This is a genomic window from Mycobacterium sp. 852002-51961_SCH5331710, assembly GCF_001665535.1.
Classification (GTDB): domain Bacteria; phylum Actinomycetota; class Actinomycetes; order Mycobacteriales; family Mycobacteriaceae; genus Mycobacterium.
Genome location: NZ_LZSQ01000019.1, coordinates 1 through 22256, shown reverse-complemented (window position 1 = coordinate 22256; position 22256 = coordinate 1). Strand labels below are relative to the sequence as shown.

The window sequence follows — 22256 nt, the reverse complement described above, 5'->3', positions numbered from 1 at the left end:
GCCTAATCGCGTGGGGTTGCAAGGCAGTGCCGACGCGGTCGTGGTCGGCGCCGGATTCGCCGGGCTGACAGCGGCGCGCGAACTGGTCCGGCTCGGATACGACGTGGTGGTTCTCGAGGGGCGGGATCGCGTCGGCGGACGGTCGTCGACGGCGACCATCGCCGGAGTGCCAGTCGACCTGGGCGGCACCTTCATCGGACCCACCCAGGACGCCGTCGGTGAGCTGGCCACCGAGCTGGGCTGCGAGACGGTGCCCACCTTCAGCGAGGGCAAGAACCTGATCCGGTGGCGCGGACGAGTCCGCTCGTACCGCAGCACCATTCCGCGACTGTCGATCGTCGAACTGCTCGACGTGTCGCGCATCCAATGGCGCTTCGAGCGGGCGTCCCGGCGGGTGGCCGTCGAGGCGCCGTGGACGGCCCCGCAGGCCGACGCGCTGGACTCCCTGTCGCTCGACGGCTGGCTGAAGTCGGTACACGCGAGCGCCGGAACGCGGGACCTGATGGCGATCATGTCGCGGGTCACCTGGGGTTGCGAACCCGACGCGGTGTCGATGCTGCACGCCGTGCGCTACGTCAGGGCCGCGGGCGGGCTCGACCGCATGCTCGACGTCGAGGGCGGTGCGCAGCAGAGCCGCTTTCCCGGCGGCACGCAGCAGATCGCGCTGCGGATGGCAGAGGAGTTGGGGTCGCGCGTCGTGCTCAACGCCCCGGTCCGCAGCATCGAGACCCACAGCGACGGAATGCTCACGGTTACATCGGATCAGGGCGCCGTGCGCGCCAAAGCCGTCGTCGTCGCCATCCCGCCCGAACACCGCAAGGCGATCGAATTCCTGCCCGACCTACCCGCGGAGTACGGCAAGCTCGCCCAGCACTGGCCCCAGGGCAACCTGAGCAAGGCCTACGCCGCGTACGAGACACCGTTCTGGCGTCCCAAAGGGCTTTCGGGAGAAGCACTTTCCGACGAGGGGCCGGTGTTCATCACGTTCGACGTCAGCCCCTCGGGGGACGGGCCCGGCATCCTGCTCGGCTTCGTCGACGCCCGCTCGTTCGACTCGCTGCCACCGGCGCAGCGCAGGGACCGCGCGCTGTCGGGCTTCGCCGCGCTGTTCGGTAATGCCGCCCTCGACCCGATCGACTATCTCGACCACTGCTGGAGTGCCGAGCAGTTCGCACCGGGCGGGCCGACCGCTGCTGTACCGCCCGGATCGTGGACGACATACGGACCGTGGCTGCGCAAACCGGTCAATGGAATCCATTGGGCCGGAACGGAAACCGCCGATACATGGACCGGCTTCCTCGACGGCGCCGTCCGATCGGGCAGGCGCGCCGCCGACGAGGTGCACCGCGCGCTGGCCGGCTGACTAGGAGCTGACCCGGCGCTCAGCGGTCACCGACTCGACCAGCGCACGCAGGTGCTTGTTGACCTCGGCGGGCCGTTCGAGGATGGCGCAGTGCCCACCGGCCAATTCCACGAACTCGGTGAGGTTGGGCACCTCTTCGGCGATGCGGCGAGACGACGTCACCGGCAGCAGCCGGTCCTTTTCGCTGCCGATCACCAGGGTGGGCACGACCAGATTGTGGAGGCCGATGTGCTGTGGGCCGAGGTGATCGACGAGTGTGCGGGCCCAGCCGCCGCGGCCGATCGGTGACGTGGCGGCGAACAGTTCGTGGACGAACGCCGTGATCGCGGGGTCGGCGTCGCGGCCCACCGCCAACATGGACAGGAAGCGCTGATTCGGGCCGTGGATGGCGCGCGGCACCGGCACCGCGCCGAACGTCTTCAGCAGGGTCCCCGCGGTGCGGACGCGGACGTTCGCCAGCGGTGCGGGCACCGGCAGCAGCTTGACGTTGCGCAACAGGTCGCCGGTGGTGGTATTGATCAGTGCGACGGCGTCGGCGCGTTCGGTCACCCGCTCGGCGAACCGCTCCGACCATGACGTGATCGCGATCCCGCCCATCGAGTGGCCCGCGATGACGGCGCGTTCGCCGGGTGCGAGCGTCGCCTCGAGCACGGAGTCGAGGTCGCCGGCCAAATGGTCGAGGCTGTAGGCGCCGCGACGGACCGGGACCGCGCTGCGGCCGTGGCCGCGGTGGTCGAACGCGATCACGCGGTAGTCCTGCGACAGGTCGGCGATCTGATGGGCCCACACCCGGAGCGCGCAGGTGATGCCGTGCGCGAGCACGATCGGATAGCCGTCCTCGCGTCCGAAGACCTCGGCGTGCAGGCGGATGCCATCTCGGGAGCGCACCTCGACGGCGCGACCGGGGGGCAGGGACTGCGCGGGCGCGAAGGCGTGAACCCTCGACCGGCTGCGGGGACCAGTGGTCATGTGCGCTCCGTTCGAACTCGGCAACGTTGCCGCGTAAGTGAGCTTATCTAACAGTGTGCGGCAACCGTGTAACCCCCGCCGCGTTTCGCGACGATCGGTGCCGCGGCGCAGGTCCACGAACCGAGGGGAGTTAAATGGCGGCATGCGCGCCATTCAGATAGCCAGCCTCGATGGACCTCAAGCCGCCAAGCTCGTCGATGTCGATGAGCCGGACGGCGACGGCGCGGTCGTCATCGAGGTGCACGCCGCCGGGGTCGCATTCCCCGACGTCCTGCAATCGCGCGGGCTCTACCAGTACAAGCCGGAGATGCCGTACACGCCCGGCGGCGAGGTCGCAGGCGTCGTGCGCAGTGCGCCAGCCGACGCGCATGTGCGGGCAGGCGACCGCGTCGCGGCGCTGACGATGTTGTGCGGCGCGATGGCCGAGGTGGTCGCGCTGCCCGCCGAACGGGTTTTCAAGCTGCCCGACAACGTCTCCTTCGAGGCCGGAGCGGGTCTGCTCTTCAACGACCTCACGATGCACCACGCGCTGCGCACCCGCGGACGGCTGGCCGAGGGCGAGACCGTGCTGGTGCACGGCGCGGCCGGCGGCATCGGCACGTCGACGCTGCGGCTGGCGCCCGCGTGGGGCGCGTCGCGGGTGATCGCAGTGGTGAGCACCGACGAGAAGGCCGAGGTGGCCAAGGCGGCCGGCGCGACGGACGTCGTGCCCGTCGACGGGTTCAAGGACAAGGTGAAGGAGCTGACCGAGGGCCGCGGCGTCGACATCGTCGTCGACCCGGTCGGTGGCGACCGGTTCACCGATTCGTTGCGGTCGCTCGCCCCCGGTGGCCGACTGCTCGTGGTCGGTTTCACCGGCGGCGAGATCCCGACGGTCAAGGTGAACCGGTTGCTGCTCAACAACGTCGACGCGGTCGGTGTGGGTTGGGGCGCATGGACTTTCACCCATCCCAACTATCTCGCCGAGCAGTGGGCCGAGCTCGAGCCGCTGCTCGCGTCGGGCAAGGTGTCGGCGCCGCAACCGCAGGTGTTTCCGTTCGAGCGCGCGGCGGACGCTATCGCCGCGCTCGAAGACCGCTCGGCGAAGGGCAAGGTCGTCGTCGCCGTCCGGTGACGCTGCCTACAGATACGGGTCGGCCCAGGCGCTCACAATGCGCGCCGCCCGCGCCGCCTGATCTTTGCCCGTCAGCAGATGGTCGGCGCCCTCGAGGGATACGAAACTGCGCGGATGCCGCGCGGCCTGGAAGATCTCGCTGGCGTTCTCGATGCCGACGGTGTTGTCCGTCGGCGAGTGCATCACGAGCAGCGCGCGGCGCAGGGAGTGGATGCGCTCGCGCAGATCGGCGTCGCGGACGTCCTCGAGAAAATGCCGCTTGAGGGTCAGCGCCTTGCCGCCGATGTGAAACTGCGCCTCCCCCTCCTCCTCGATGCGCTCGACGAGCGCGTCATAGATCCGCTCGACGTGGGCGGGTTCGTAGGGTGCGGCGACGGTGGCGACCGCCTTCACCGTCGGGCACTCGTGGGCGGCGGCGATGACGGCCGAGCCACCGAAGGAATGCCCCACGAGGAGGCGTACCTCGCGGTCGGAGGAGTTCATGAACTCGACGGCGCGCACGGTGTCGGCCACCTTGTGCGAAAACGAACCGTCGCTCCAGTCGCCCTCCGAATCGCCGAGGCCGAGGTTGTCGAACCGCAGCATGCCGATGCCCTCGCCGGCGAGTTGTTTGCAGATCCGGCTGGCGGCGGGCGAGTTCTTGCCGAGCGTGAACCCGTGGGCGAACACGCCCCATCCGCGGACGTCGCCGTCGGGGACGTCGATCACGCCCGCGAGGGCGGGTCCGCTGGTGCTCGGGAAGCTGACGCGTTCACCCACGCGCGTCATCCTGTCATGCGCGTCGGTGCGTCACTGCTGCTGTTGCAACAGGTCGCGTTTCACCTCGAGCCTGCGCAGCTTGCCCGACGAGGTGCGCGGCAGCGTGCCGGGCCGGACGAAGACGACATCGGTGGGTACCACGCCGCATTCGGATGCGACGCGCTCGATCAGGTCGGCGCGCGACGTCGCCTCGTCGGGTCCGCGGAACTCGGCGACGATCGCGACACCGGGCCGAACCGACAGCTCCCCCACTCCGACGGCCACCACTGCGCCCTCGCGCACACCCGGCGCACCTGCGGCCACCCGTTCCACCTCGGCGGGAAAGATGTTGCGCCCGGCCACCGTGATCAGTTCCTTGGCGCGACCGCATACCACGAGGCTGCCGTCGACGAGGTAGCCGAGATCGCCTGTGGCGAACCAGTCGTCGGCGTTGCGCGGGGTGTCGCCGCGGTAGCCTGACATCATCGAGGTGCCGCGGATGTGGATCTCGCCGACCTTGTCGTCGCCGCGCGGTTCGATGCGCACCGACATACCGGATATCGGTTCGCCGAGCAGCGCGTGACCGTCGTCGTCGACGATCAGTCCGCGCCCGGGTTCAGGAACCGTTACGGCACAGGTGGATTCGGCGAGCCCGTAGGAGGGTGCGAGCGCGCCGGCGGAGAACCCGAATCGGGCCATCTCGTCGGCGAACCGCGCGGTGAGCTCACAGTCGACGGGTTCACCGCCGTTGAGCGCGAAACGGAGGCTGGAGAGGTCGACGTCGGTGACCCGTCGCGAGTACTTGCCGATCAGGCCGTAGGCCATGTTCGGCGCGGCGGTGATGGTGGCGTGACTCTCGGTGAGCCAGCTCAGCCACCGGAACGGCGAGGCCTGAAACGCTCCGGTCGGCGCCTGCCACACGTCGATTCCGGCCAGCGCCCCGGCGAGCACGAAGCTCAAGCCCATGTCGTGGTACAGCGGCAGCCACGAGCAGCCGACGTCGTCGGCCCCTACCCCAATGCGCGAATTCAGCCCATCGAGGTTGGCCAGCACCGCATCCGGTGAGAGTTTTACTGCCCGCGGCACGCCCGTCGAACCCGCTGTGCCCTGCAGAATCGCGACGGCGGCCGGCCGGTCCAGCCGCTGGAAACTCGTCGATCTCGTCAGTGGGGCAACGGAATCCAACTCCTTGGCTACCGGGCCGCCGTCGATCAGACGCAGCTGTTCGAGCTGCCGACCCGTGCTGAGGACGTGACTGACGCCCATTCCTGCGAACCGGGCGACCGTGGACTGCGCCCACTTCTCGGCGTCGGCGCCTCGGACCGGGCCGGGCGCAATGGTCACCGGGACGCCGGCCTGGAATGCTCCGAGGATCGCCGCGATGAGTTCGACGGTGGGCTCGTTGGCCAGGCCGAGGGCCGCGACCTCCTCGTTGAGCAACCAGTCGGCAAGGTTCTCCGAGCGAGCGTGCACCTCCGGCCAGGGGTGGCGCGTCCAGGCGCCGTTGTCGAAGACGAAGAGGCCGTTCGCCGAGTTGGTCAAGCGTTCGGCCAATACCGCTGCCAACGATTCCATGAACACCCTCGCCGTGCTTCGTCCCGCCTCGACGGGCGCTTGTCGGACTAGTCAATTTAGGTAAAGCTAACCGACGCCCGTTTGCGGGCTGGCAGGGGGTCAGAGGGTCGCGCGGCCCACCGCCAGTGGATGGACGACAGACGGCATGCCCCGCCACACCGCGCGTCGGGCGGTGACCGTGAAGCCGCAGGCTCGCATGGTCTCGACGGTCGACCGGTTGCAGATGCATCCGCCCGCAAAGTGTCGCCAGGGTTCGCGGAGCGCATCCTGGCATCCGGCGAGGAAGCGCGACTCCGCCCGCACGTGCTCGATGAACAGCAACTGTCCATTAGGGCGGAGCACGCGGGCGATCTCGCGCAGTGCGCCGAGCGGGTCGTCGACGGTGCAGAGGACCAGCGTCGAGACGACGGTGTCGACCGAAGCGTCGGCCAAGGGCAGGCGCTGCGCGGGCGCGTCGAGGATCCGTCCGACCCGGCCATGGCGGGCGAGGCGCCGGGCGAGCTTGCGGCGCATTCCGGGCTCGGGTTCGGTGAGGATGAGTTCGGTGACGTCATCGGGGTAGTGCGCGAAGTTCAGTCCGGTGCCCGCGCCGATCTCGACCACCCGGCCGTAGGCGTCGGCGAGGAGTTCCCGGCGGCGGCGACGCATGCCGGACGCCTCACCCAGCCAGAGAAACGGGTCATACAGCCGGGCGAAGACTTGTAGCCACACCGCGGAGGGAGGGTTGGTCGACGGTGCGGTGGCGGTATCGATATCGGTCATGGCGTGACGATATGGAGGCGCCCGTGGGGCACGCATCGCCCGAAGCGGCCATCTTGCTCAGATGGCCGATTCCGGCATCACAGGAGGCCGAGGCGGGCGGCCTCGGCCACCGCGGCCGTGCGTGAGGTGCTGCCGAGCTTGCGCCGGATGTTGGCGACGTGACGGTGCACCGTATGAGGGCTCAGCACAAGGTGTTCGGCGATCTCGCGGTCGCCGAGACCGCGTGCGATGCAGGCGAGGATTTCTCGCTCCCGCTCCGACAACAGGGTGGGCTCCCCCGCACCCGGATGGTCGGTCGACGTTGCGGCGGGCGCCAGTCCCTGCCGGCAGGCGCGGACGACCGATGCGGCGTCGCCGTGCCAGGGGAAGTGTGCGCTGCCCTGCAACGGTAGGAGAGTCGCGCCCGCGATCGCGGCCGCGACCTCACGCCCACAGCGGTACGGCACGGCCCGGTCGTCGCGACGGTGGACGACGTGCACCGGACAGCGAACGAGGGGCAGCTGGTCGCGAACATCGACGCGGTAAACGAAATGCAGTAGGGCGGCAGCGGTTTCAGCCGTCGCCGCCTCGCGTTGAATCCGCGCGAAATGGTCCTGCTCCGCGGGCTCGGCACCGCCGAGGAAGATGTCGCCGAGCATGCGGGACCCCAGACCCCAGTGCGCGCGCACCGCCGCGAGGATCGCATCGGACACGTTGGGCGCCGTGAGAGTCGAGCCGTCACAGTAGGACCCGTACAGCACGAGGCGGTCGACGCGCTCGGGAAACGCGGCGGCGAACGCGATGGCGGTGCAACTCCCCGACGAGCCGCCCAGCAGCGAGACGCGGTCGAGTTCGAGTTCGTCGAGGAGCGTGCGCAGCGTCGCGACCTCACGGTCGATGGTCAGGTCGGCCTCGGTGAGTGCGCGGTCCGACATCCCGACGCCGAGGCGGTCGTAGCGGACAAGGGTGTAGCCGTCGGCGATGTCTTCCCAGAAGCGCCGGAAGATCGGGCTCTGCGCGTCGAGTTCGAGGTGGCTGACCCACCACGCCGGGGCGACGAGCGGTGGCCCGTCGCCGGAGACCTCGTACGCCATTCGACGGGCGCCGAGGGGAAGGAACCTGATCGTGGACTTCCCCAGCATCGCCGTGAGCTTACGACCGTCGGGGGGCGGTGGCGGCCGTATCCGCCTCGGACACAGTGCTGATGTTTACGCGGCCCGCGGCGCCCCAGCTGCTACGTTCCCGCTGTGGATCTCTTCGGCCGTTCCTGGGCGGCGCTGCGGGAGGTTGTCGCCGGCCTCGCCGACGAGGATTTTCAGAAGCCGTGTGGTTGCACCGGTTGGCTGATAAGCGATCTGGTGTGCCACCTGATCATCGACGCCCAGGACGTCCTGATCACCCTCGTGACGCCGTCCGATTCCCCGCCGACCCGAAACTCGGTGACCTATTGGGAAGTCGTCGAATCCTTGCCGGCCGACGATCCGCTAGACGCGCTGATCCCCCGGCTCGCCGCGGCCTACGGCGACCCGTCGTTGCTGAAATTTCACCTCGACGACGTCGGTTCGGCCGCGGGCCGCGCCGGCGAGCTCGCCGACCCGGACGAATTGGTCAGCACGCGCGGCCAGGTGCTGACCGTGCGCGACTATCTCGACGCCTACGTGTTCGAGTGGACGTTGCACCACCTCGACCTGATCGCGCACCTTCTGGATGCCTCCGCGCCGCCCGCCGAGGGGCTTGCGTTCTCGCGAAATCTGCTCGAAGAGGTGGCGGGAGCGGCGCTTCCCGCGTCGTGGGCGGATGTGGACGCACTCCTCATCGGCACCGGCCGCCGGCCGGCGACGGCCGCGGAGGAGGCGGACCTGCGCGCGAGTGATGCCCGGGTGCCGCTGATCCTCACGTGACCGTCAGCGGGTCAGTGTTTAGAACCGCACCTCGAGGTTTTGGGTGACGAGCCTGCGCACGCCCCAGAAATAGGTGAGCAGCGGCATCGTGCACCACAGCACGTTGATGAGGACGAACTTCACCCACATCTCGAGCGGAGACGACATGCTCTCCAGGTTGTTGGCGATCTCCGTGCCGAAGTACACCGCTGGCAGCGTGACCTCGACGATCATGCCGGCCATGACCAGCGACAGCTGAATGCTGGTGAATCGCCTGCCATTTCGGAAGAACTGAAAAAGGGCGTACGCCTCAAAGATTCCGACGAACAGCGCGATCCACTCCATGCACACGATCAGCGGATCGCCGGTGAGGTAGCGGGCGTCACCGCCGAGCAGGATGGGCGCCCACATGTAGGTCCACAGCGACCCCTGCTCGACCCCCTCGACGATCTGATCGAAGAACAGCAGCCACGGGAGTTCCCAGATAAATCGCGGAATGAGCGCGATGAAGACCCACACGATCACCATGGCCCCGAGGCGATCCCCGCGCGTCCAGTCGCGGCGGTCTCCGACCCGTAGCCACGGCAGCGCCAGCGCCGTCACAAAGCACCCGACCACGACGATCACCATCGCTACCGAGGCGGTCGATTGAGCCACCCCGACGTGAAACTCGAGGTACCAGAACACCGGATGGATCGCGAAGAAAAAGGCGAGCAGTCCGAACAGGCTCTTCTGCAGTGAGGAGAACCCCCGCCGCGGGGGCGCCTGTTCTGTCCCGTCCTGCCTGATCGTCTCCGTCATGGCGAGGCCTCCGCATCGAGGGTGATCGTCGGCCGGCGAGCCGAATCGACGTTTCGACGAATGTGTCCGTCCCTGCATCGGCGGACAGGAGTTTTATATCACGTGTGATGTTATTCCGATCGGTAGATTTCTGCGCGCGCGGTGGTTATCCGGATGACCGCGTCTTCTCCGGTCGCGCATTTGATCACCGTGCCCGCTTAGGATCAATGCGTGCGGCTCCCGACAACATTGCTCGCATTGATGCGGCTTTGCGCCGTAAGCCGATGACGGCCAAGCGCTCACGCGGTACGTCGCCGCGACGATCGCGGCACAAGACTCAAGAGCGCGCCGACCGCACGCGCGAACTCGTCATCGACGAAACGATCCGCTGCATTCGCGAAGAGGGGTTCGCCGCCGCGAGCACCCGTCACATCATCGAACGCGCCGGCGTCAGCACCGGCGTCGTGCAGTACCACTTCGGTGACCGCGACGGACTCCTGACCGCCGTCATCGACCACGCCATCGAGAGCTTGGCGGCTTCAATCGACGATCTCGCCGACGAGGTGGAAGGCATCGACAACATCGAGGAGCGGATGACGGCGCTCGCTGACGCCGCCTGGAAGGTCTTCCTCAACCCGGCCAGCATGACGGCGATGGAGATACTGATCGCCACGAGATCGCTTCGATCCAGCCTCGGCGTCGAGCAACTCGCCAATCTCCAACCGAGACTGGCACGTATCGCTGAGCTCATCGGTGCGCCATCCCCCCACGCCCCCGCGATCGCCGACCTTCTCTGGGCCGCACCCGTCGGCCTCATGGTGGGCCAAATGGTCACCGACGTGCCGCTACCGACGGAACCGCAGCGGCAAGCGCTGGGTCAGCTGCTGATCGACCACCTAGAGAAACGCCGCGGTGACGCTGCGCCGCATCGCCGCACCCGCAAACGATGATGCCGGATGCTTAGTCACGAATAGGTCTGCACATCAACGGATTACGTATGCTCAGCGCGTGGCTGCCCACACGTCGGCGCGGTGCACCGGCGGACCGTGGCCGGGCAGCAGGTGCTCGACGGGCAGCGCACGCATGCGCTTCTCACTGCGCGCCGCCGCGGCGTCGTCGACGGTCTCCGGGGTGAACCACGCCTGTCCGTCCGCACTGAGCACCGCGTCGCCGGAGATCAGGGTCCGGCTGCCGGCATGCCAGAACGCGGTCGAGTCGTCGGTGTGGCCGGGCACGTGCAACACCTCCCAATCCGTCGCGCCGGGCAGCGGCTGACCGTCGGCCAGCGGCTGGGCCCCGCCGAGGGCGTCGCCGACCATCCCCTTGGCTCCGCCGTAACCCGCGATGCGGGCGCCGTCGACGAAGCCGCGCAGTCCGGTCAGGTCCAGCGGCTGGCTCATCAGGGTGGGCCAGATCTGGGCGACCTTGCTCAGCGTCGGCGTGCGAGGCCTTTGCGTGCCGTCCAGGTAGCTGAGCGTGACTTCCGGAAGATGCAGTCCCACCCCGTGCTCGGCGGCGAGTCGCGGCGCCCCGGCGACGTGGTCGCTATGGCCGTGAGTGGCGACGACCGCGCCGACGGTGCCCTTGTGGACCAGCAGCGCACCGGCGACGTCGTCGGCGCTGCCGGGCATGCCCGCGTCGACCACCACATAAGAGCGATCGCCACGGATCAGGTAGCAGTTGAAGATCCACCGCGACAGGCGGATGACCCCGATGTCGTCGAGCGGATCAACGACCAACGCCATCGCGGCCTCCTTCGTCGCGCAACATTTCAAGCAGTCTGGGGTGCTGGGATCGAACACGGCAACCCGCGATCGTCGCGCCGCTGGCTACGATCGCGGCATGAACGAATCCGGACCTGCCTCTGCTGAAGCGTCGACACATATCGCGGCCGATCCCGCCGCGGTCTACGCGCTGATCACCGACCTCCCAACGCTCGCGTCGCTAGCCGAGGAAACCGACCGGATGGAGTGGCACAAGGGCGACCGCGTCACTCCGGGCGCCGTCTTCAGGGGCCACAACCGCAACGGTGGCAAGGAGTGGACCACGATGTGCACCGTGACCGACGCAGACCCGGGCCGAACGTTCGCCTTCGATGTGATGAGCTTTGTCATTCCCGTGGCGCGATGGCGCTACGACATCACACCCGCCGACGGCGGCTGCACCGTCACCGAACGCACCTGGGACAACCGCCCGGGCTGGTTCAAGGCGATCGCGGGGATGGCGACCGGTGTGCGCGACCGCGACTCCGCCAACAGCGAACACATCAAGCTCACCCTGCAGCGCCTCAAGGCGAAGGCCGAAGCGGCCGGCTGAGCGCGTAGGCGACAAGCCAATGAGAACGGCCCCCGGAGTTTCCTCCGGGGGCCGTTCCACCTAGTAGCGGGGACAGGATTCGAACCTGCGACCTCTGGGTTATGAGCCCAGCGAGCTACCGAGCTGCTCCACCCCGCGTCGGGTGAACGCCACGTTACCGAAGGCGCTCGTCGAGTTCCAAATCGCGCGGTCACGAAGGGCGGTGAGTCACGTCACGCCGCCCGGCTCAGCTTGCGGACTGGTACCTCTCCATCGCGTCGTCCAGCTGCTGCAGCGCCTCACCGAACTCGGCGAAGTCACCGCTCTGCTGGGCCTGCCGCAGCGAGTCGAGCGCCGTGTTGACCTCTTGCAAGGCAGCGGCTTTCGGGCCGGACAGCTGCACCGGGCCACTGGGCGGCACCGCCACCGGCGTGGGCACCTCCGGCGCCCGGCCTTCCTGGTTGGCCGGTGTGCGCCCCGTCCGCGGCTGGCCGTCGGAGGGTGTCTGCGCCGCGGGCTGTCCGCCGGGACCCGCGAGAGGCGCAGGTCCGGTTGCGGTGGCGTCCGCGCCGGGCCCGAACAGCTCGGTGAGCGCATCGCGCACCGTCGGGCCGTAGCCGACCTTGTCGTTGTACATCATCGCCACGCGGATCAGGCGCGGGTACGACGACGCGGCGTCGCTGGCCCCCGGCGAGGCGTACACCGGTGCGACGTAGAGCAACCCGCCCTGCGCCACCGGCAGCGTCAGCAGGTTGCCCCACCGGATGCGGTTCTGGTTGTCGCGGCCGATGACGCCCAGGTCCTGGCTGACCGCGGTGTCGGTGCTGATCGCGTTGAACGCCAGCTTCGGGCCGTTGACCTGACCGGGAATGGTCAACACCGTGAGCTTGCCGTAGGTGTCCGGATCCGAACTGGCGCTGATGTAGGCGGCCAGGAAGTCGCGGCGGAACCGGTTCATCGCGCTCGTCAGCTGGAACGATGCCGAACGATCATCGGCGGCAAGGTCTTTGGCGACGATGTAGTACGGCGGCTGATAGCTGCTCGCCGTCGGGTTCGGGTCCAGCGGCACGTCCCAGAAATCCGACGTCGAGAAGAACGTCACGGGGTCGTCGACGTGATACTTGGCCAGCAGCGCGCGCTGCACCTTGAACAGGTCCTCGGGATAGCGCAGGTGCTGCTGCAGTTCCGGCGTGATCTCGCTCTTCGGCTTCACCGTGCCCGGGAACACCTTCATCCACGCCTGCAGGACCGGATCGTTCTCGTCCTGCGCGTACAGCGACACCGTCCCGTCGTACGCATCGACCGTGGCCTTCACGGAGTTACGGATGTAGGACACCTGCTTGTCCGGCGCGAGGCGGTTGATGGCCACCTCGTTGGAGTCCGCCGTCGCGCTCGACAGCGTTGTCAGCTCCGAGTACGGGTAGTTGTCCAGCGTGGTGTAGCCGTCAACGATCCACACCATCCGCTTGTTCACGATGGCGGGATACACGCTGGTGTCGGTGGTCAGCCACGGTGCGACGGCCTCGACGCGCTTGGCCGGGTCGCGGTTGAACAGGATCTTGCTGTTCTCGCCGATCACGTTCGAGAACAAGAAGTTTCGTTCCGCGAACTTGGCCGCGAACACCGAGCGCGCCAGCCAGTTGCCGACCGGCACACCGCCTTGGCCGCCGTAGGTGTAGTTCTTGGTCTCGGTGTTGGTCTCGTAGTCGTACTCGCGGTCGACGTCGCCGTTCTTGCCGACGATCGCGTAATCGGCGGGCGTGTTGGCGATGACCGGTCCGTAGTAGATGCGTGGCTGATCCAGCGGCGCGGGCCCCGGCGAGATGACGCTGCCGTTGGCGCCGACGACGCTGGCGAGGAACTCCGGATAGCCGCCGTTCTGGTTCGGGTCGTTGGCGACGCCGCGCACGGTGTTCGCCGGGGAGGCGATGAAACCGTTGCCATGCGTGTAGACCGTGTGGCGGTTGATCCAGTCGCGCTGGTTGTCGATCAGCCGGTCGGGGTTGAGCTCGCGGGCGGCGACGACATAGTCGCGCAGATTGCCGTCGCGCCCGACATAGCGGTCCATCGACAGCTGATCCGGGAAGTAGTAGAAGTTCTTGCCCTGCTGGAACTGGGTGAACGCGGGGCTGACGATGGTCGGGTCGAGCAGGCGGATGTTCGACGTGGTCGCCCGGTCGGCGGCGACCTGCTGGGCGGTGGCCGCCGCGTCGCCGCTGTAGTCGCGGTAGGTGACCACGTCGTCGGTCAGTCCGTACGCGTTTCTGGTCGCCGTGATGCTCCGGCTGATGTATTCGCTTTCCTTCTGCGCCGCATTGGGTTTGACGCTGAACTGCTCGACGACGAGCGGCCAGCCCGCGCCGACCACCAGCGACGAGAGCAGCAGCAGCACCACGCCGATCGCCGGGATGCGCAGATCGCGCAGCACGATCGCGGAGAACACCGCCGCCGCACAGATCACGGCGATCGCCAACAGGATCAGCTTGGCGGGCAGCACCGCGTTGATGTCGGTGTAGCCCGCACCGGTGAACGGCTTACCGCCGCGGGTGTGGCTCAGCAGCTCGTAGCGGTCCAGCCAGTACGCGAACGCCTTGAGCAGCATCAGGATGCCGACGAGCGTGATCAGCTGGATGCGCGCCGCACGGCTCAGCGCGCCGGCGCGGCCGGACAGCCGGATGCCGCCGAACAGGTAGTGGCCCAACAGGTTTCCGATGAAGGCCAGGAAGGTCGCGACGAACAGATAGTTCAGGACCAGACGGTAGAACGGCAGGTCGAAGGCGTAGAAGCCCAGATCCTTGCCGAACTGCGGGTCGGTGATCCCGAAGCTGTTGCCGTGCAGGAAGAGCTGCACGGTCTCCCACTGTCCGAGCGCGAACAGCCCGACGAACAATCCGATGAGCGCGGGAATCCCGAAGCCGACGAGACGCAGCCGTGCCATCACCGCCGTGCGGTAGCTCGCCACCGGATCGTTGGGGCCGTTGGTCGGCACGAACACCGGCCGGGTGCGGTAGGCCAGCGCCAGCCCGGCGAACAGGATCGAACCGATCAGCAGCGCAACGACAAGGAACAGCAGGATCTGGGTGAACAGCACCGTGGTGAACACCGAGCGGTATCCGAGTTCACCGAACCACAGCCAGTCGACATAGGTGTCGATCAGGCGCGGACCGATCAGCAACAGGAGCACGATGACGGCCCCCACCGCGATGAGAATTCGGCTACGTCGTGTCAGCTTCGGCATTCGTGCCGCGGGCCGCATACCCACTCGATGACTCCAGTCTGGTTCCCGTACGTCCTGCTTGACGTGGCCACAACTCTACGCAACGGCTTTTCGCCGATGACCTAACAATGCGGCCGTTCGCCACCGGCGGACAAGGTCTTCAACGCGTCGACGGCCTCCGACAGGGTGCCGACCTTGACCAGTTCCATACCGTCCTGCGGTGCCGTCTTGGCCTCCTCGCAGTTGTCGGCCGGCACCAGGAAGATCGTCGCGCCCGCCTCGTGCGCGCTGAGCATCTTGTGGGTGATGCCGCCGATGGAACCGACCTCGCCGTCATCGGTGATGGTTCCGCTGCCGGCGACGAACTGCCCGTCGTTGAGGTCGCCGGTGGTGAGCTTGTCGACCACGGCCAGGGAGAACATCAGCCCCGCCGACGGTCCGCCGATGTTGGCGAGGTTGAAGTCGACCGCGAACGGCGCCCACGGCGCGTCGAGCACGCCGATGCCGAGGAACCCCTGATCGCGTTCGGGATGCTTGCCCAGCGTGATGGTGGCCGAACCGGACGGCGCGTCCTTGCGCCGGTAGTCCAGGGTCACCTTGTCGCCCGGCTTGGTGTCCTTCAGCAGGTCCTGGAACTCCTCGAGCTTGGTCACCGGCGTGCCGTTGACGGCGTCGATCGCGTCGCCGTCGTGCAGCTTGCCCGCCGATGGGCCCGGGTCGTTGACGTTCTCCACCGTCACCGCCATCGGGAAGTCCAGGTAGTGCAGTGCGGCGTACTCGGCGCTGCGTTCGGAGTTGCGGAAGTCGGCGGTGTTGGCCTCGTTGACCTCTTCGCGCGTCTTGTCCGGCGGGTAGACCAGATCGCGCGGCACCAGTTGTTCGCGGCCCGACAGCCACAGCGCCATCGCCTCGCCCAGCCGTAGCTGGTCGCGCTGCGACACCGTCGTCATGTTCAGGTGTCCCGACGTCGGGTAGACATCGGTCCCTTCGATCTGAACGACGGGCTTGCCGTCGACCTCGCCGAGCGTGTCGAACGTCGGCCCCGGGCCCAGGGAGACGTACGGCACCGTCACGACCGACACCAGCACCCCGAACACCAGGATCGGCACGAGCGCGACGAGCAACGTCAAAGTCCGCCTGTTCACGCCGCCCAATCTAAAGGTTGCGCCGCCGGCGACCGCGCCCACGACGTCCGGACCGGCCCGTCAGACCGTTTCGTCGGCGCCCCGATCGCCGTGATTCGCTGTCAGCGAAGGCGCCCACCGACCGGGGCGCGTCCTGGTGGGTACCGTTGAGGGCATGGCTGACCTGCCTTTCGGCTTCTCCGCCGGGGACGACCCCGAGCGCGACAAGCGCAAGAAAGATCCCGACTCCGGGCCCGAAGGGACCGGAGACCCATTCGGCATGGGCTTTCAGGGAGGATCCGAGTTCGACATGTCGCAGCTGGGGCAGATCTTCTCCAAGCTCGGCGAGATGTTCAGCGGCGCCGGCAGCGCGATGGCCGGGGGTAAGCAGTCCGGACCGGTCAACTACGACCTGGCCCGCCAGTTGGCGTCGAGCCAGATCGGTTTCGTCGCCCCGGTTCCAGAGGGGACGTCCTCGGCGATCGCCGACGCCGTGCGCCTCGCCGAGACATGGCTCGACGGCGTGACCGCGCTTCCCGCGGGCACCAACAAGGCCGTCGCGTGGACGCCGACGGACTGGATCGACAACACGCTCGAGACGTGGAAGCGGTTGTGCGACCCGGTCGCCGAACAGATCTCGACGGTCTGGGTGTCGGCGCTCCCGGACGAGGCCCGGACCATGGCCGGTCCGCTGCTGTCGATGATGACGCAGATGGGCGGGATGGCGTTCGGTTCGCAGCTTGGTCAGGCGCTGGGCAAGCTGTCGCGAGAAGTGTTGACCTCCACCGACATCGGGCTTCCGTTGGGCCCCAAGGGCGTAGCCGCGCTGATGCCCGAAGCGGTCGAGTCGCTGTCGGAGGGCCTCGAGCAGCCGCGCAGCGAGATCCTCACCTTCCTGGCCGCCCGTGAGGCCGCACACCACCGCCTGTTCAGCCACGTGCCGTGGCTGGCCAGCCAGCTGCTCAACGCCGTCGAGGCGTTCGCCCGCGGCATGAAAATCGACATGAGCGGCATCGAGGAGCTGGCCTCCGGCCTCGACCCGGCCGCGCTGACCGACCCGGCCCAGATGGAGCAGCTGCTCAATCAGGGCATCTTCGAGCCCAAGGCCACCCCGGAACAGACCGCGGCGCTGGAGCGGCTCGAGACGCTGCTCGCGCTGATCGAGGGTTGGGTGCAGACCGTCGTGTCCGAGGCGCTCGGCGACCGCATCCCCGGCACGTCGGCGCTCGCGGAGATGCTGCGCAGGCGCCGCGCCACCGGCGGGCCCGCCGAGCAGACGTTCGCGACCCTGGTCGGCCTGGAGCTGCGTCCGCGCAAGATGCGCGAGGCGGCGGCGTTGTGGGAGCGGCTGACCGAGGCCGTCGGCTCCGACCGTCGGGACGCGGTCTGGCAGCACCCCGACCTACTGCCCAGCGCCGAGGATCTCGACGAGCCCGCGGGGTTCATCGATCGCATCATCGGCGGCGACACCAGCGGTATGGACAGCGCCATCGAGGAGGCCCTCGCCGACCTCGAGAAGGACATCCAGAGCCCGGACGACGACGACAAGTAGGCCCCGTCGACACCTGTGGATAACCACCGGTGACCGCTGCCCGGCGTGGCACGCTCGATCGGTGACGCGTTATGCGCTGAGTGCCGCGACGCCCGTGCTGTCGCGGCCCGACGGGGTCGTGCAGGTGGGTTGGGATCCGCGGCGCGCCGTCGTGATCCGGCCACCGTCGGGACTGCCGTCGGCGACGCTGGCGGATCTGCTGCGCCGCTTGCAGTCGGGCGCCGCATTGAGCGACCTGAAGGCGCTGGCCCCCGGGGCGGACGTCGAGGGGCTGGTGGCGTCCCTGGTCGACGCGGGCGTGATCACCGCAGGCACGGCTCGGCGGGGCCGCACCGCCGCGGTGCGCATCCATGGCCGCGGGCCGTTGTCGGATCTGCTCGCCGGTTCCCTGCGGTGTTCGGGTGCGCGGCTGAGCCACAGCACCCGCACCGACACCGGGGCGCCGTCGGAGCCGACCGACCTCGTAGTGCTCGCCGATTACCTGGTGGCCGACCCGCGGATGGTGCGCGAACTGCACGCGGCCGGGATCGCCCACCTGCCGGTGCGCGTGCGTGACGGCGTGGGCCTGGTGGGGCCGTTGGTAATGCCGGGCGTGACGTCGTGTCTTTCGTGTGGAGATCTGCATCGCGCCGACCGGGACGCGGCGTGGCCCGCTGTCGCGGCCCAGTTACGGCACACCGTCGGCACCGCCGACCGCGCGACGGTGCTGGCCACCGCCGCGCTGGCGCTGAACCAGGTCGACCGGGTGTTGCGCGCAGTACGCGGCGGCGCCGACCTGGCCGGGTCGACCGAACCGCCGCCGACGCTGGACACCACGCTGGAGTTCGACGTCAACGTGGGCTCGGTGGTGGCGCGACGGTGGTCGCGGCACCCGCGCTGCGCATGCTGACATCGCCCGTTGGCAAGTCGTTGCGGTGTGTACAGCCGCGTCGTGGATGATGGTCTGGTGAGTGAGATCAAGCGGGGCCGGGCCGCGCGCAACGCCAAACTGGCGAGCCTGCCCGTCGGGATGGCCGGCCGGGCCGCGTTGGGCTTCGGCAAGCGGCTGACCGGTAAGTCGAAAGACGAGGTCAACGCCGAGCTGATGGACAAGGCCGCCCAGCAGCTGTTCACCGTGCTCGGCGAGCTCAAGGGCGGGGCGATGAAGGTCGGCCAGGCGCTGTCGGTGATGGAAGCCGCGATCCCCGAGCAGTACGGCAAGCCGTACCGCGAGGCGTTGACGAAGTTGCAGCGCGAGGCCCCGCCGTTGCCTGCGGCCAAGGTGCACCGCGTGCTGGACGCGCAGCTGGGCACGAAGTGGCGCCAGCGGTTCGCGTCGTTCGACGACAAGCCCGTCGCGTCGGCCAGCATCGGCCAGGTCCACAAGGCGGTGTGGTCGGACGGTCGCGAGGTCGCGGTCAAGATCCAGTACCCCGGCGCCGATGAAGCGCTGCGCGCCGACCTGAAGACGATGCAGCGCATGGTCGGTGTGCTCAAGCAGCTCGCTCCGGGCGCCGACGTCGACAGCGTGGTCGCCGAGCTGATCGAGCGCACGGAAATGGAGCTCGATTACCGCCTCGAGGCCGACAATCAGCGCACCTTCGCCAAGGCCTACGAGGGCCATCCGCATTTCGTGGTGCCACGCATCGTGGCCAGCGCACCCAAGGTCGTGATCCAGGAATGGATCGAGGGGGTGCCGATGTCGGTGATCATCCGCGAGGGCACTCAGGAACAACGAGACCTGATGGGCACCAGGCTTTTCGAACTGACCTACGATGCGCCTCGCCGATTGGAGATGATGCACGGCGACACGCATCCCGGCAACTTCATGCTGCTTTCCGACGACAAGATGGGTGTCATCGACTTCGGCGCCGTAGCCCCGATGCCCGGCGGCATCCCGGTCGAGATCGGTCTGGCAACGCGGTATGCCCTCGAAGATGACTACGAGAACTTGCTCACCACGATGCAGAAAGTCGGCTTCGTGCAGAAGGGAGAGCAGGTCTCGAAGCGCGAAATGGACGACATGATGCGCCAATACGTTGAACCGCTCGAGGTCGAGGTGTTCCACTACAACCGCAAGTGGCTGCAGCGGATCACCACTGCGAATATTCGTCCTGACCGCGCTGCGGGACAGATCAGAGCCGCGCGGCAGATGGACATTCCCGCCAAGCTCGCGATCCCGATGCGGGTCATCGCCTCGAATGTGGCCATCGCATGCCAGCTCGACGCGCATGTGCCGGCCAGAGAGCTTGCCACGGAATTGATTCCGGGCTTCGCGGACGAGGCCGCTTAGCCAGGGTTGTCCGCGCCGAGCGCACGCTTGTCAGCGGGTCCACTCGAGGTTTGCGTACACAACCGTACGCTCGGCGACGTCCATTTCCAGCCGTTCACGCGGCGTGTGCGGCAACGGCGTTCTTGCGGGGCCGGCCGCGCGGACGCTTGCGGGCGATGATGGTGCCCCGTTCGAGGATCTCGCCGCCCCAAACACCCCACGGCTCTTGCCTCTCCAGCGCGGCGGCCAGGCACTCACGCCGGATTGGGCACTCGGCGCACAACGCCTTGGCGCGTTCGAGTTCGACGGGGTTCTCCGCGAACCACAGATCGGGATCGTTCCTGTGACACGGCACCGTCAGCTTCGTCTTCTGTCGGCATGTCCCGAGTGACATGTCCAGTCCTCTGCTTCCTGGTCGTGGGTTTCGTATCTCTTCTGGGATCCGGGACCAGGTCTTGGCGGCTTGGGAATTGGCTCCGAAAAGACCAAGGCCACGGATCCGACTGCGGGTCCGTGGCCTTTTTCGGCGGAATCGTCGCTCTACCTGATAGAGCTCCGATCGACGGACGACACAATCGCGGCGGCGGCGCGGCGCTTACGCTGCGGCGTAATGGCAGCGGCGGCACCGGCGGCATGCGCGGCGGACGCAGGATGCGCCGCGGCGGCGGCGACATGGAGGGTCCGCGTCATGCCAGCAACGGCTACGCCGGTGAAGACGTGATTGCTACCCATGATGTCGACCCTCCTTTCGCACAAAAAGACACCCGAGCGGTGTGATCTTGAGGCTAAGCGTAACAGCCGAAACTGACAATTGATTTTTTGACCAGCGGCTTTGGCGCGATTTTTACGACGATTGGCCGTGCTTGGCGCCGTCGGCCGGCCGCCCCCGACCTTTGACCAAGGCCAGCACATCGGCGCCGTACTGCTCGAGCTTGCGCGCGCCGATGCCCGGGATCGCAACCAGCGCGGCGTCGTCGGTGGGCAGCGTCTCCGCGATCGCAATCAACGTGTTGTCGGTGAACACCACGTACGCAGGCACGCTCATCTCCTTGGAGGTGCGCAGCCGCCAGTCCTTGAGCTCGCCGAGCAGTTGCTCGTCGATGTCCGACGGGCAGCTTTCGCAGCGGCGCAACATGATTGCGCCCGGCGCGGTCAGGACGCTGTTGCACACCCGGCAGCGCGGCGTCGCGGCGCGGGGCCGACGCGGCTTGTTCGGAGTGTCACCGGCGTGCGACGACTGCGGTGCGATGCCGTTGAGGAACCGCGACGGTTTACGGCTCTGACGCCCTCCGGGGGCGCGTGCGAGCGCCCAGCTGAGCGCCAAATGCACACGCGCCCTGGTGATTCCGACGTAGAGCAGACGCCGTTCCTCTTCGACCGCCTCGCTGTCGGGACCGTGCGCGAGGGCATGCGAGATGGGCAGCGTGCCGTCGGCGAGCCCGACCAGGAAAACCGCGTCCCACTCCAAACCCTTGGCCGCATGCAGCGACGCGAGCGTGACACCCTGCACCACCGGAGGGTGGCGGGCGTCGGCGCGCTGTCGCAGTTCGACGATCAGCGCGCGCAGATCCAGCGTGGGGCGCACCGCGACCTCTTCGTCGACGAGTTCGGCCAGCGACGCCAGCGCCTCCCACCGGTCCCTGGCCTTGGTGCCCGACGGCGGTTCGGCGGTGAGCCCCAGCGGTTCCAGCACCGCGCGCACCACCTCGGGCAATCCCCCGCCGGCGGGAGGTGCCCCCACCCCGTCGAGGTCACGTTCGGCGGCGCGCTGCAACGCCACCAACGCCTGGCGGATCTCCTGGCGGCTGAAGAAGCCCTCACCGCCGCGCACCTGGAACGGCACGCCGGCTTCGGTGAGCGCCTCTTCGTAGACCTCCGACTGGGCGTTGATGCGGTAGAGCACCGCGATCTCAGCCGGTTCGGTGCCGGATTCGAGCAGCCGCTTGATGTTCTTGGCCACCGCCTTGGCCTCGGCGACCTCGTCGGGGTATTCGGCGAAGCGCGGTGCGGGCCCGGGATCGCGCTGCCCGACGAGGTGCAGCTTGCTGCCCGCCATCCGGCCGCGCGCGCCGGCGATGACACGGTTGGCCAGCGACACCACCTGCGGGGTGGACCGGTAGTCGCGTTCCAGCCGAACCACCGCCGCATCGGGGAAGCGCCGGGAGAAGTCGAGCAGGTAGCGGGGCGTGGCGCCGGTGAACGAGTAGATGGTCTGGTTGGCGTCACCGACGACGGTGAGGTCGTCGCGCTCGCCGAGCCAGGCGTCGAGCACCCGCTGCTGCAGCGGGGTCACGTCCTGATACTCGTCGACGACGAAACAGCGGTAGCGGTCCCGGAACTCCTGCCCCACCGCGGCGTCGTTCTCGATGGCCGCGGCGGTGTGCAGCAGGAGGTCGTCGAAGTCGAGCAGCGTGGTGCCGTCGCGGCGGGCCTTGAGCGCCTCATAGCCGGCGTAGACGGCGGCCACCTTCGCGGCGTCGAACGGGATGTCGCGGTGCACCTGTGCGACCGCGGCCGGATAGTCCTCCGGGCTGATCAGCGACGCCTTGGCCCACTCGATCTCGCCCGCGAGGTCGCGCACGTCGTCGGTAACACCACGTGGGAACTGCTCGACACCAAGTTCGCCGTGGTGGCGCAGGCCGCCAACCGTGAACGGC

General features: G+C 68.2%; 20 protein-coding genes and 1 tRNA gene. 9 read left to right on the top strand and 12 right to left on the bottom strand.

Features of this window, described 5'->3' with window-relative positions; genetic code table 11:
* The first annotated feature begins 10 nt into the window (after positions 1–10).
* Positions 11–1363, top strand: coding sequence for a flavin monoamine oxidase family protein (locus A5752_RS03055; RefSeq protein ID WP_067081891.1), 1353 nt, complete (start codon positions 11–13; stop codon positions 1361–1363).
* On the opposite strand, the gene A5752_RS03050 is transcribed toward A5752_RS03055, so the two are convergent.
* Positions 1364–2332 carry an alpha/beta fold hydrolase gene (locus A5752_RS03050; RefSeq protein WP_067081889.1) on the bottom strand — a complete coding sequence of 323 codons (969 nt, stop codon included), beginning with the start codon at positions 2330–2332 and terminating at the stop codon, positions 1364–1366.
* 142 nt (positions 2333–2474) lie between these two features.
* Between A5752_RS03050 and A5752_RS03045 the strand changes: the two genes are divergently transcribed.
* On the top strand, positions 2475–3446 hold the full coding sequence (locus A5752_RS03045) for an NADPH:quinone oxidoreductase family protein (protein WP_067081886.1): 972 nt from the start codon (positions 2475–2477) through the stop codon (positions 3444–3446).
* Positions 3447–3452: 6 nt separating this feature from the next.
* Here the strand turns inward: A5752_RS03045 and A5752_RS03040 are convergent, their stop codons facing one another.
* From A5752_RS03040 to A5752_RS03025, 4 genes are all read right to left on the bottom strand, one after another.
* Complete coding sequence (locus A5752_RS03040) at positions 3453–4205, bottom strand: alpha/beta hydrolase family protein (protein ID WP_067082258.1); 753 nt, start codon at positions 4203–4205, stop codon at positions 3453–3455.
* A gap of 30 nt (positions 4206–4235) precedes the next feature.
* Positions 4236–5759 carry a long-chain-fatty acid--ACP ligase MbtM gene (gene mbtM, locus A5752_RS03035; RefSeq protein ID WP_067082255.1) on the bottom strand — a complete coding sequence of 508 codons (1524 nt, stop codon included), beginning with the start codon at positions 5757–5759 and terminating at the stop codon, positions 4236–4238.
* A 99-nt stretch (positions 5760–5858) separates the two neighbouring features.
* Complete coding sequence (locus A5752_RS03030; RefSeq protein WP_067081884.1) at positions 5859–6521, bottom strand: class I SAM-dependent methyltransferase; 663 nt, start codon at positions 6519–6521, stop codon at positions 5859–5861.
* A 77-nt stretch (positions 6522–6598) separates the two neighbouring features.
* Positions 6599–7642 (bottom strand): alpha/beta fold hydrolase, encoded by a 1044-nt coding sequence (locus A5752_RS03025; RefSeq protein WP_067081882.1) that lies wholly within the window; start codon positions 7640–7642, stop codon positions 6599–6601.
* A gap of 105 nt (positions 7643–7747) precedes the next feature.
* Here A5752_RS03025 and A5752_RS03020 point away from each other — a divergent pair, with 105 nt between their 5' ends.
* Positions 7748–8401, top strand: coding sequence for a maleylpyruvate isomerase N-terminal domain-containing protein (locus tag A5752_RS03020; RefSeq protein ID WP_067081880.1), 654 nt, complete (start codon positions 7748–7750; stop codon positions 8399–8401).
* 18 nt (positions 8402–8419) lie between these two features.
* Here the strand turns inward: A5752_RS03020 and A5752_RS03015 are convergent, their stop codons facing one another.
* Entirely contained in the window at positions 8420–9181 is a 762-nt protein-coding gene (locus A5752_RS03015) for an emopamil-binding family protein (protein WP_067081878.1), read from the bottom strand.
* A gap of 263 nt (positions 9182–9444) precedes the next feature.
* Between A5752_RS03015 and A5752_RS03010 the strand changes: the two genes are divergently transcribed.
* Complete coding sequence (locus tag A5752_RS03010) at positions 9445–10110, top strand: TetR/AcrR family transcriptional regulator (protein ID WP_067081876.1); 666 nt, start codon at positions 9445–9447, stop codon at positions 10108–10110.
* A 51-nt stretch (positions 10111–10161) separates the two neighbouring features.
* On the opposite strand, the gene A5752_RS03005 is transcribed toward A5752_RS03010, so the two are convergent.
* Positions 10162–10905 (bottom strand): MBL fold metallo-hydrolase, encoded by a 744-nt coding sequence (locus tag A5752_RS03005; RefSeq protein ID WP_067081875.1) that lies wholly within the window; start codon positions 10903–10905, stop codon positions 10162–10164.
* Between the two features lie 97 nt (positions 10906–11002).
* Between A5752_RS03005 and A5752_RS03000 the strand changes: the two genes are divergently transcribed.
* Positions 11003–11476 (top strand): SRPBCC family protein, encoded by a 474-nt coding sequence (locus tag A5752_RS03000; protein WP_067082253.1) that lies wholly within the window; start codon positions 11003–11005, stop codon positions 11474–11476.
* A gap of 64 nt (positions 11477–11540) precedes the next feature.
* On the opposite strand, the gene A5752_RS02995 is transcribed toward A5752_RS03000, so the two are convergent.
* From A5752_RS02995 to A5752_RS02985, 3 genes are all read right to left on the bottom strand, one after another.
* A tRNA-Met gene (locus A5752_RS02995) sits at positions 11541–11614 on the bottom strand.
* An 88-nt stretch (positions 11615–11702) separates the two neighbouring features.
* Positions 11703–14717 carry a UPF0182 family protein gene (locus tag A5752_RS02990; RefSeq protein WP_067081873.1) on the bottom strand — a complete coding sequence of 1005 codons (3015 nt, stop codon included), beginning with the start codon at positions 14715–14717 and terminating at the stop codon, positions 11703–11705.
* 77 nt (positions 14718–14794) lie between these two features.
* The gene (locus tag A5752_RS02985; protein ID WP_067081871.1) at positions 14795–15817 is read right to left on the bottom strand and encodes a YlbL family protein; all 1023 of its coding nucleotides are present in this window, start codon (positions 15815–15817) and stop codon (positions 14795–14797) included.
* Positions 15818–15953: 136 nt separating this feature from the next.
* Between A5752_RS02985 and A5752_RS02980 the strand changes: the two genes are divergently transcribed.
* From A5752_RS02980 to A5752_RS02970, 3 genes are all read left to right on the top strand, one after another.
* The gene (locus A5752_RS02980) at positions 15954–17348 is read left to right on the top strand and encodes a zinc-dependent metalloprotease (protein WP_502686620.1); all 1395 of its coding nucleotides are present in this window, start codon (positions 15954–15956) and stop codon (positions 17346–17348) included.
* 61 nt (positions 17349–17409) lie between these two features.
* Positions 17410–18237, top strand: a complete 828-nt coding sequence (locus tag A5752_RS02975; RefSeq protein ID WP_067081866.1) for a cyclodehydratase — start codon at positions 17410–17412, stop codon at positions 18235–18237.
* Between the two features lie 42 nt (positions 18238–18279).
* A complete protein-coding gene (locus A5752_RS02970; RefSeq protein ID WP_067082250.1) occupies positions 18280–19620 on the top strand; it encodes a macrolide-binding ATPase MABP-1 in 1341 nt (446 codons plus the stop codon).
* Between the two features lie 94 nt (positions 19621–19714).
* Here the strand turns inward: A5752_RS02970 and A5752_RS02965 are convergent, their stop codons facing one another.
* Positions 19715–19993, bottom strand: a complete 279-nt coding sequence (locus tag A5752_RS02965; RefSeq protein ID WP_067081864.1) for a WhiB family transcriptional regulator — start codon at positions 19991–19993, stop codon at positions 19715–19717.
* 119 nt (positions 19994–20112) lie between these two features.
* Here A5752_RS02965 and A5752_RS27380 point away from each other — a divergent pair, with 119 nt between their 5' ends.
* Positions 20113–20376 (top strand): hypothetical protein, encoded by a 264-nt coding sequence (locus tag A5752_RS27380; protein ID WP_156613574.1) that lies wholly within the window; start codon positions 20113–20115, stop codon positions 20374–20376.
* Between the two features lie 67 nt (positions 20377–20443).
* On the opposite strand, the gene A5752_RS02955 is transcribed toward A5752_RS27380, so the two are convergent.
* The coding region (locus tag A5752_RS02955; RefSeq protein WP_067081860.1) for an ATP-dependent DNA helicase UvrD2 at positions 20444–22256 on the bottom strand (1813 nt) is incomplete at its 5' end.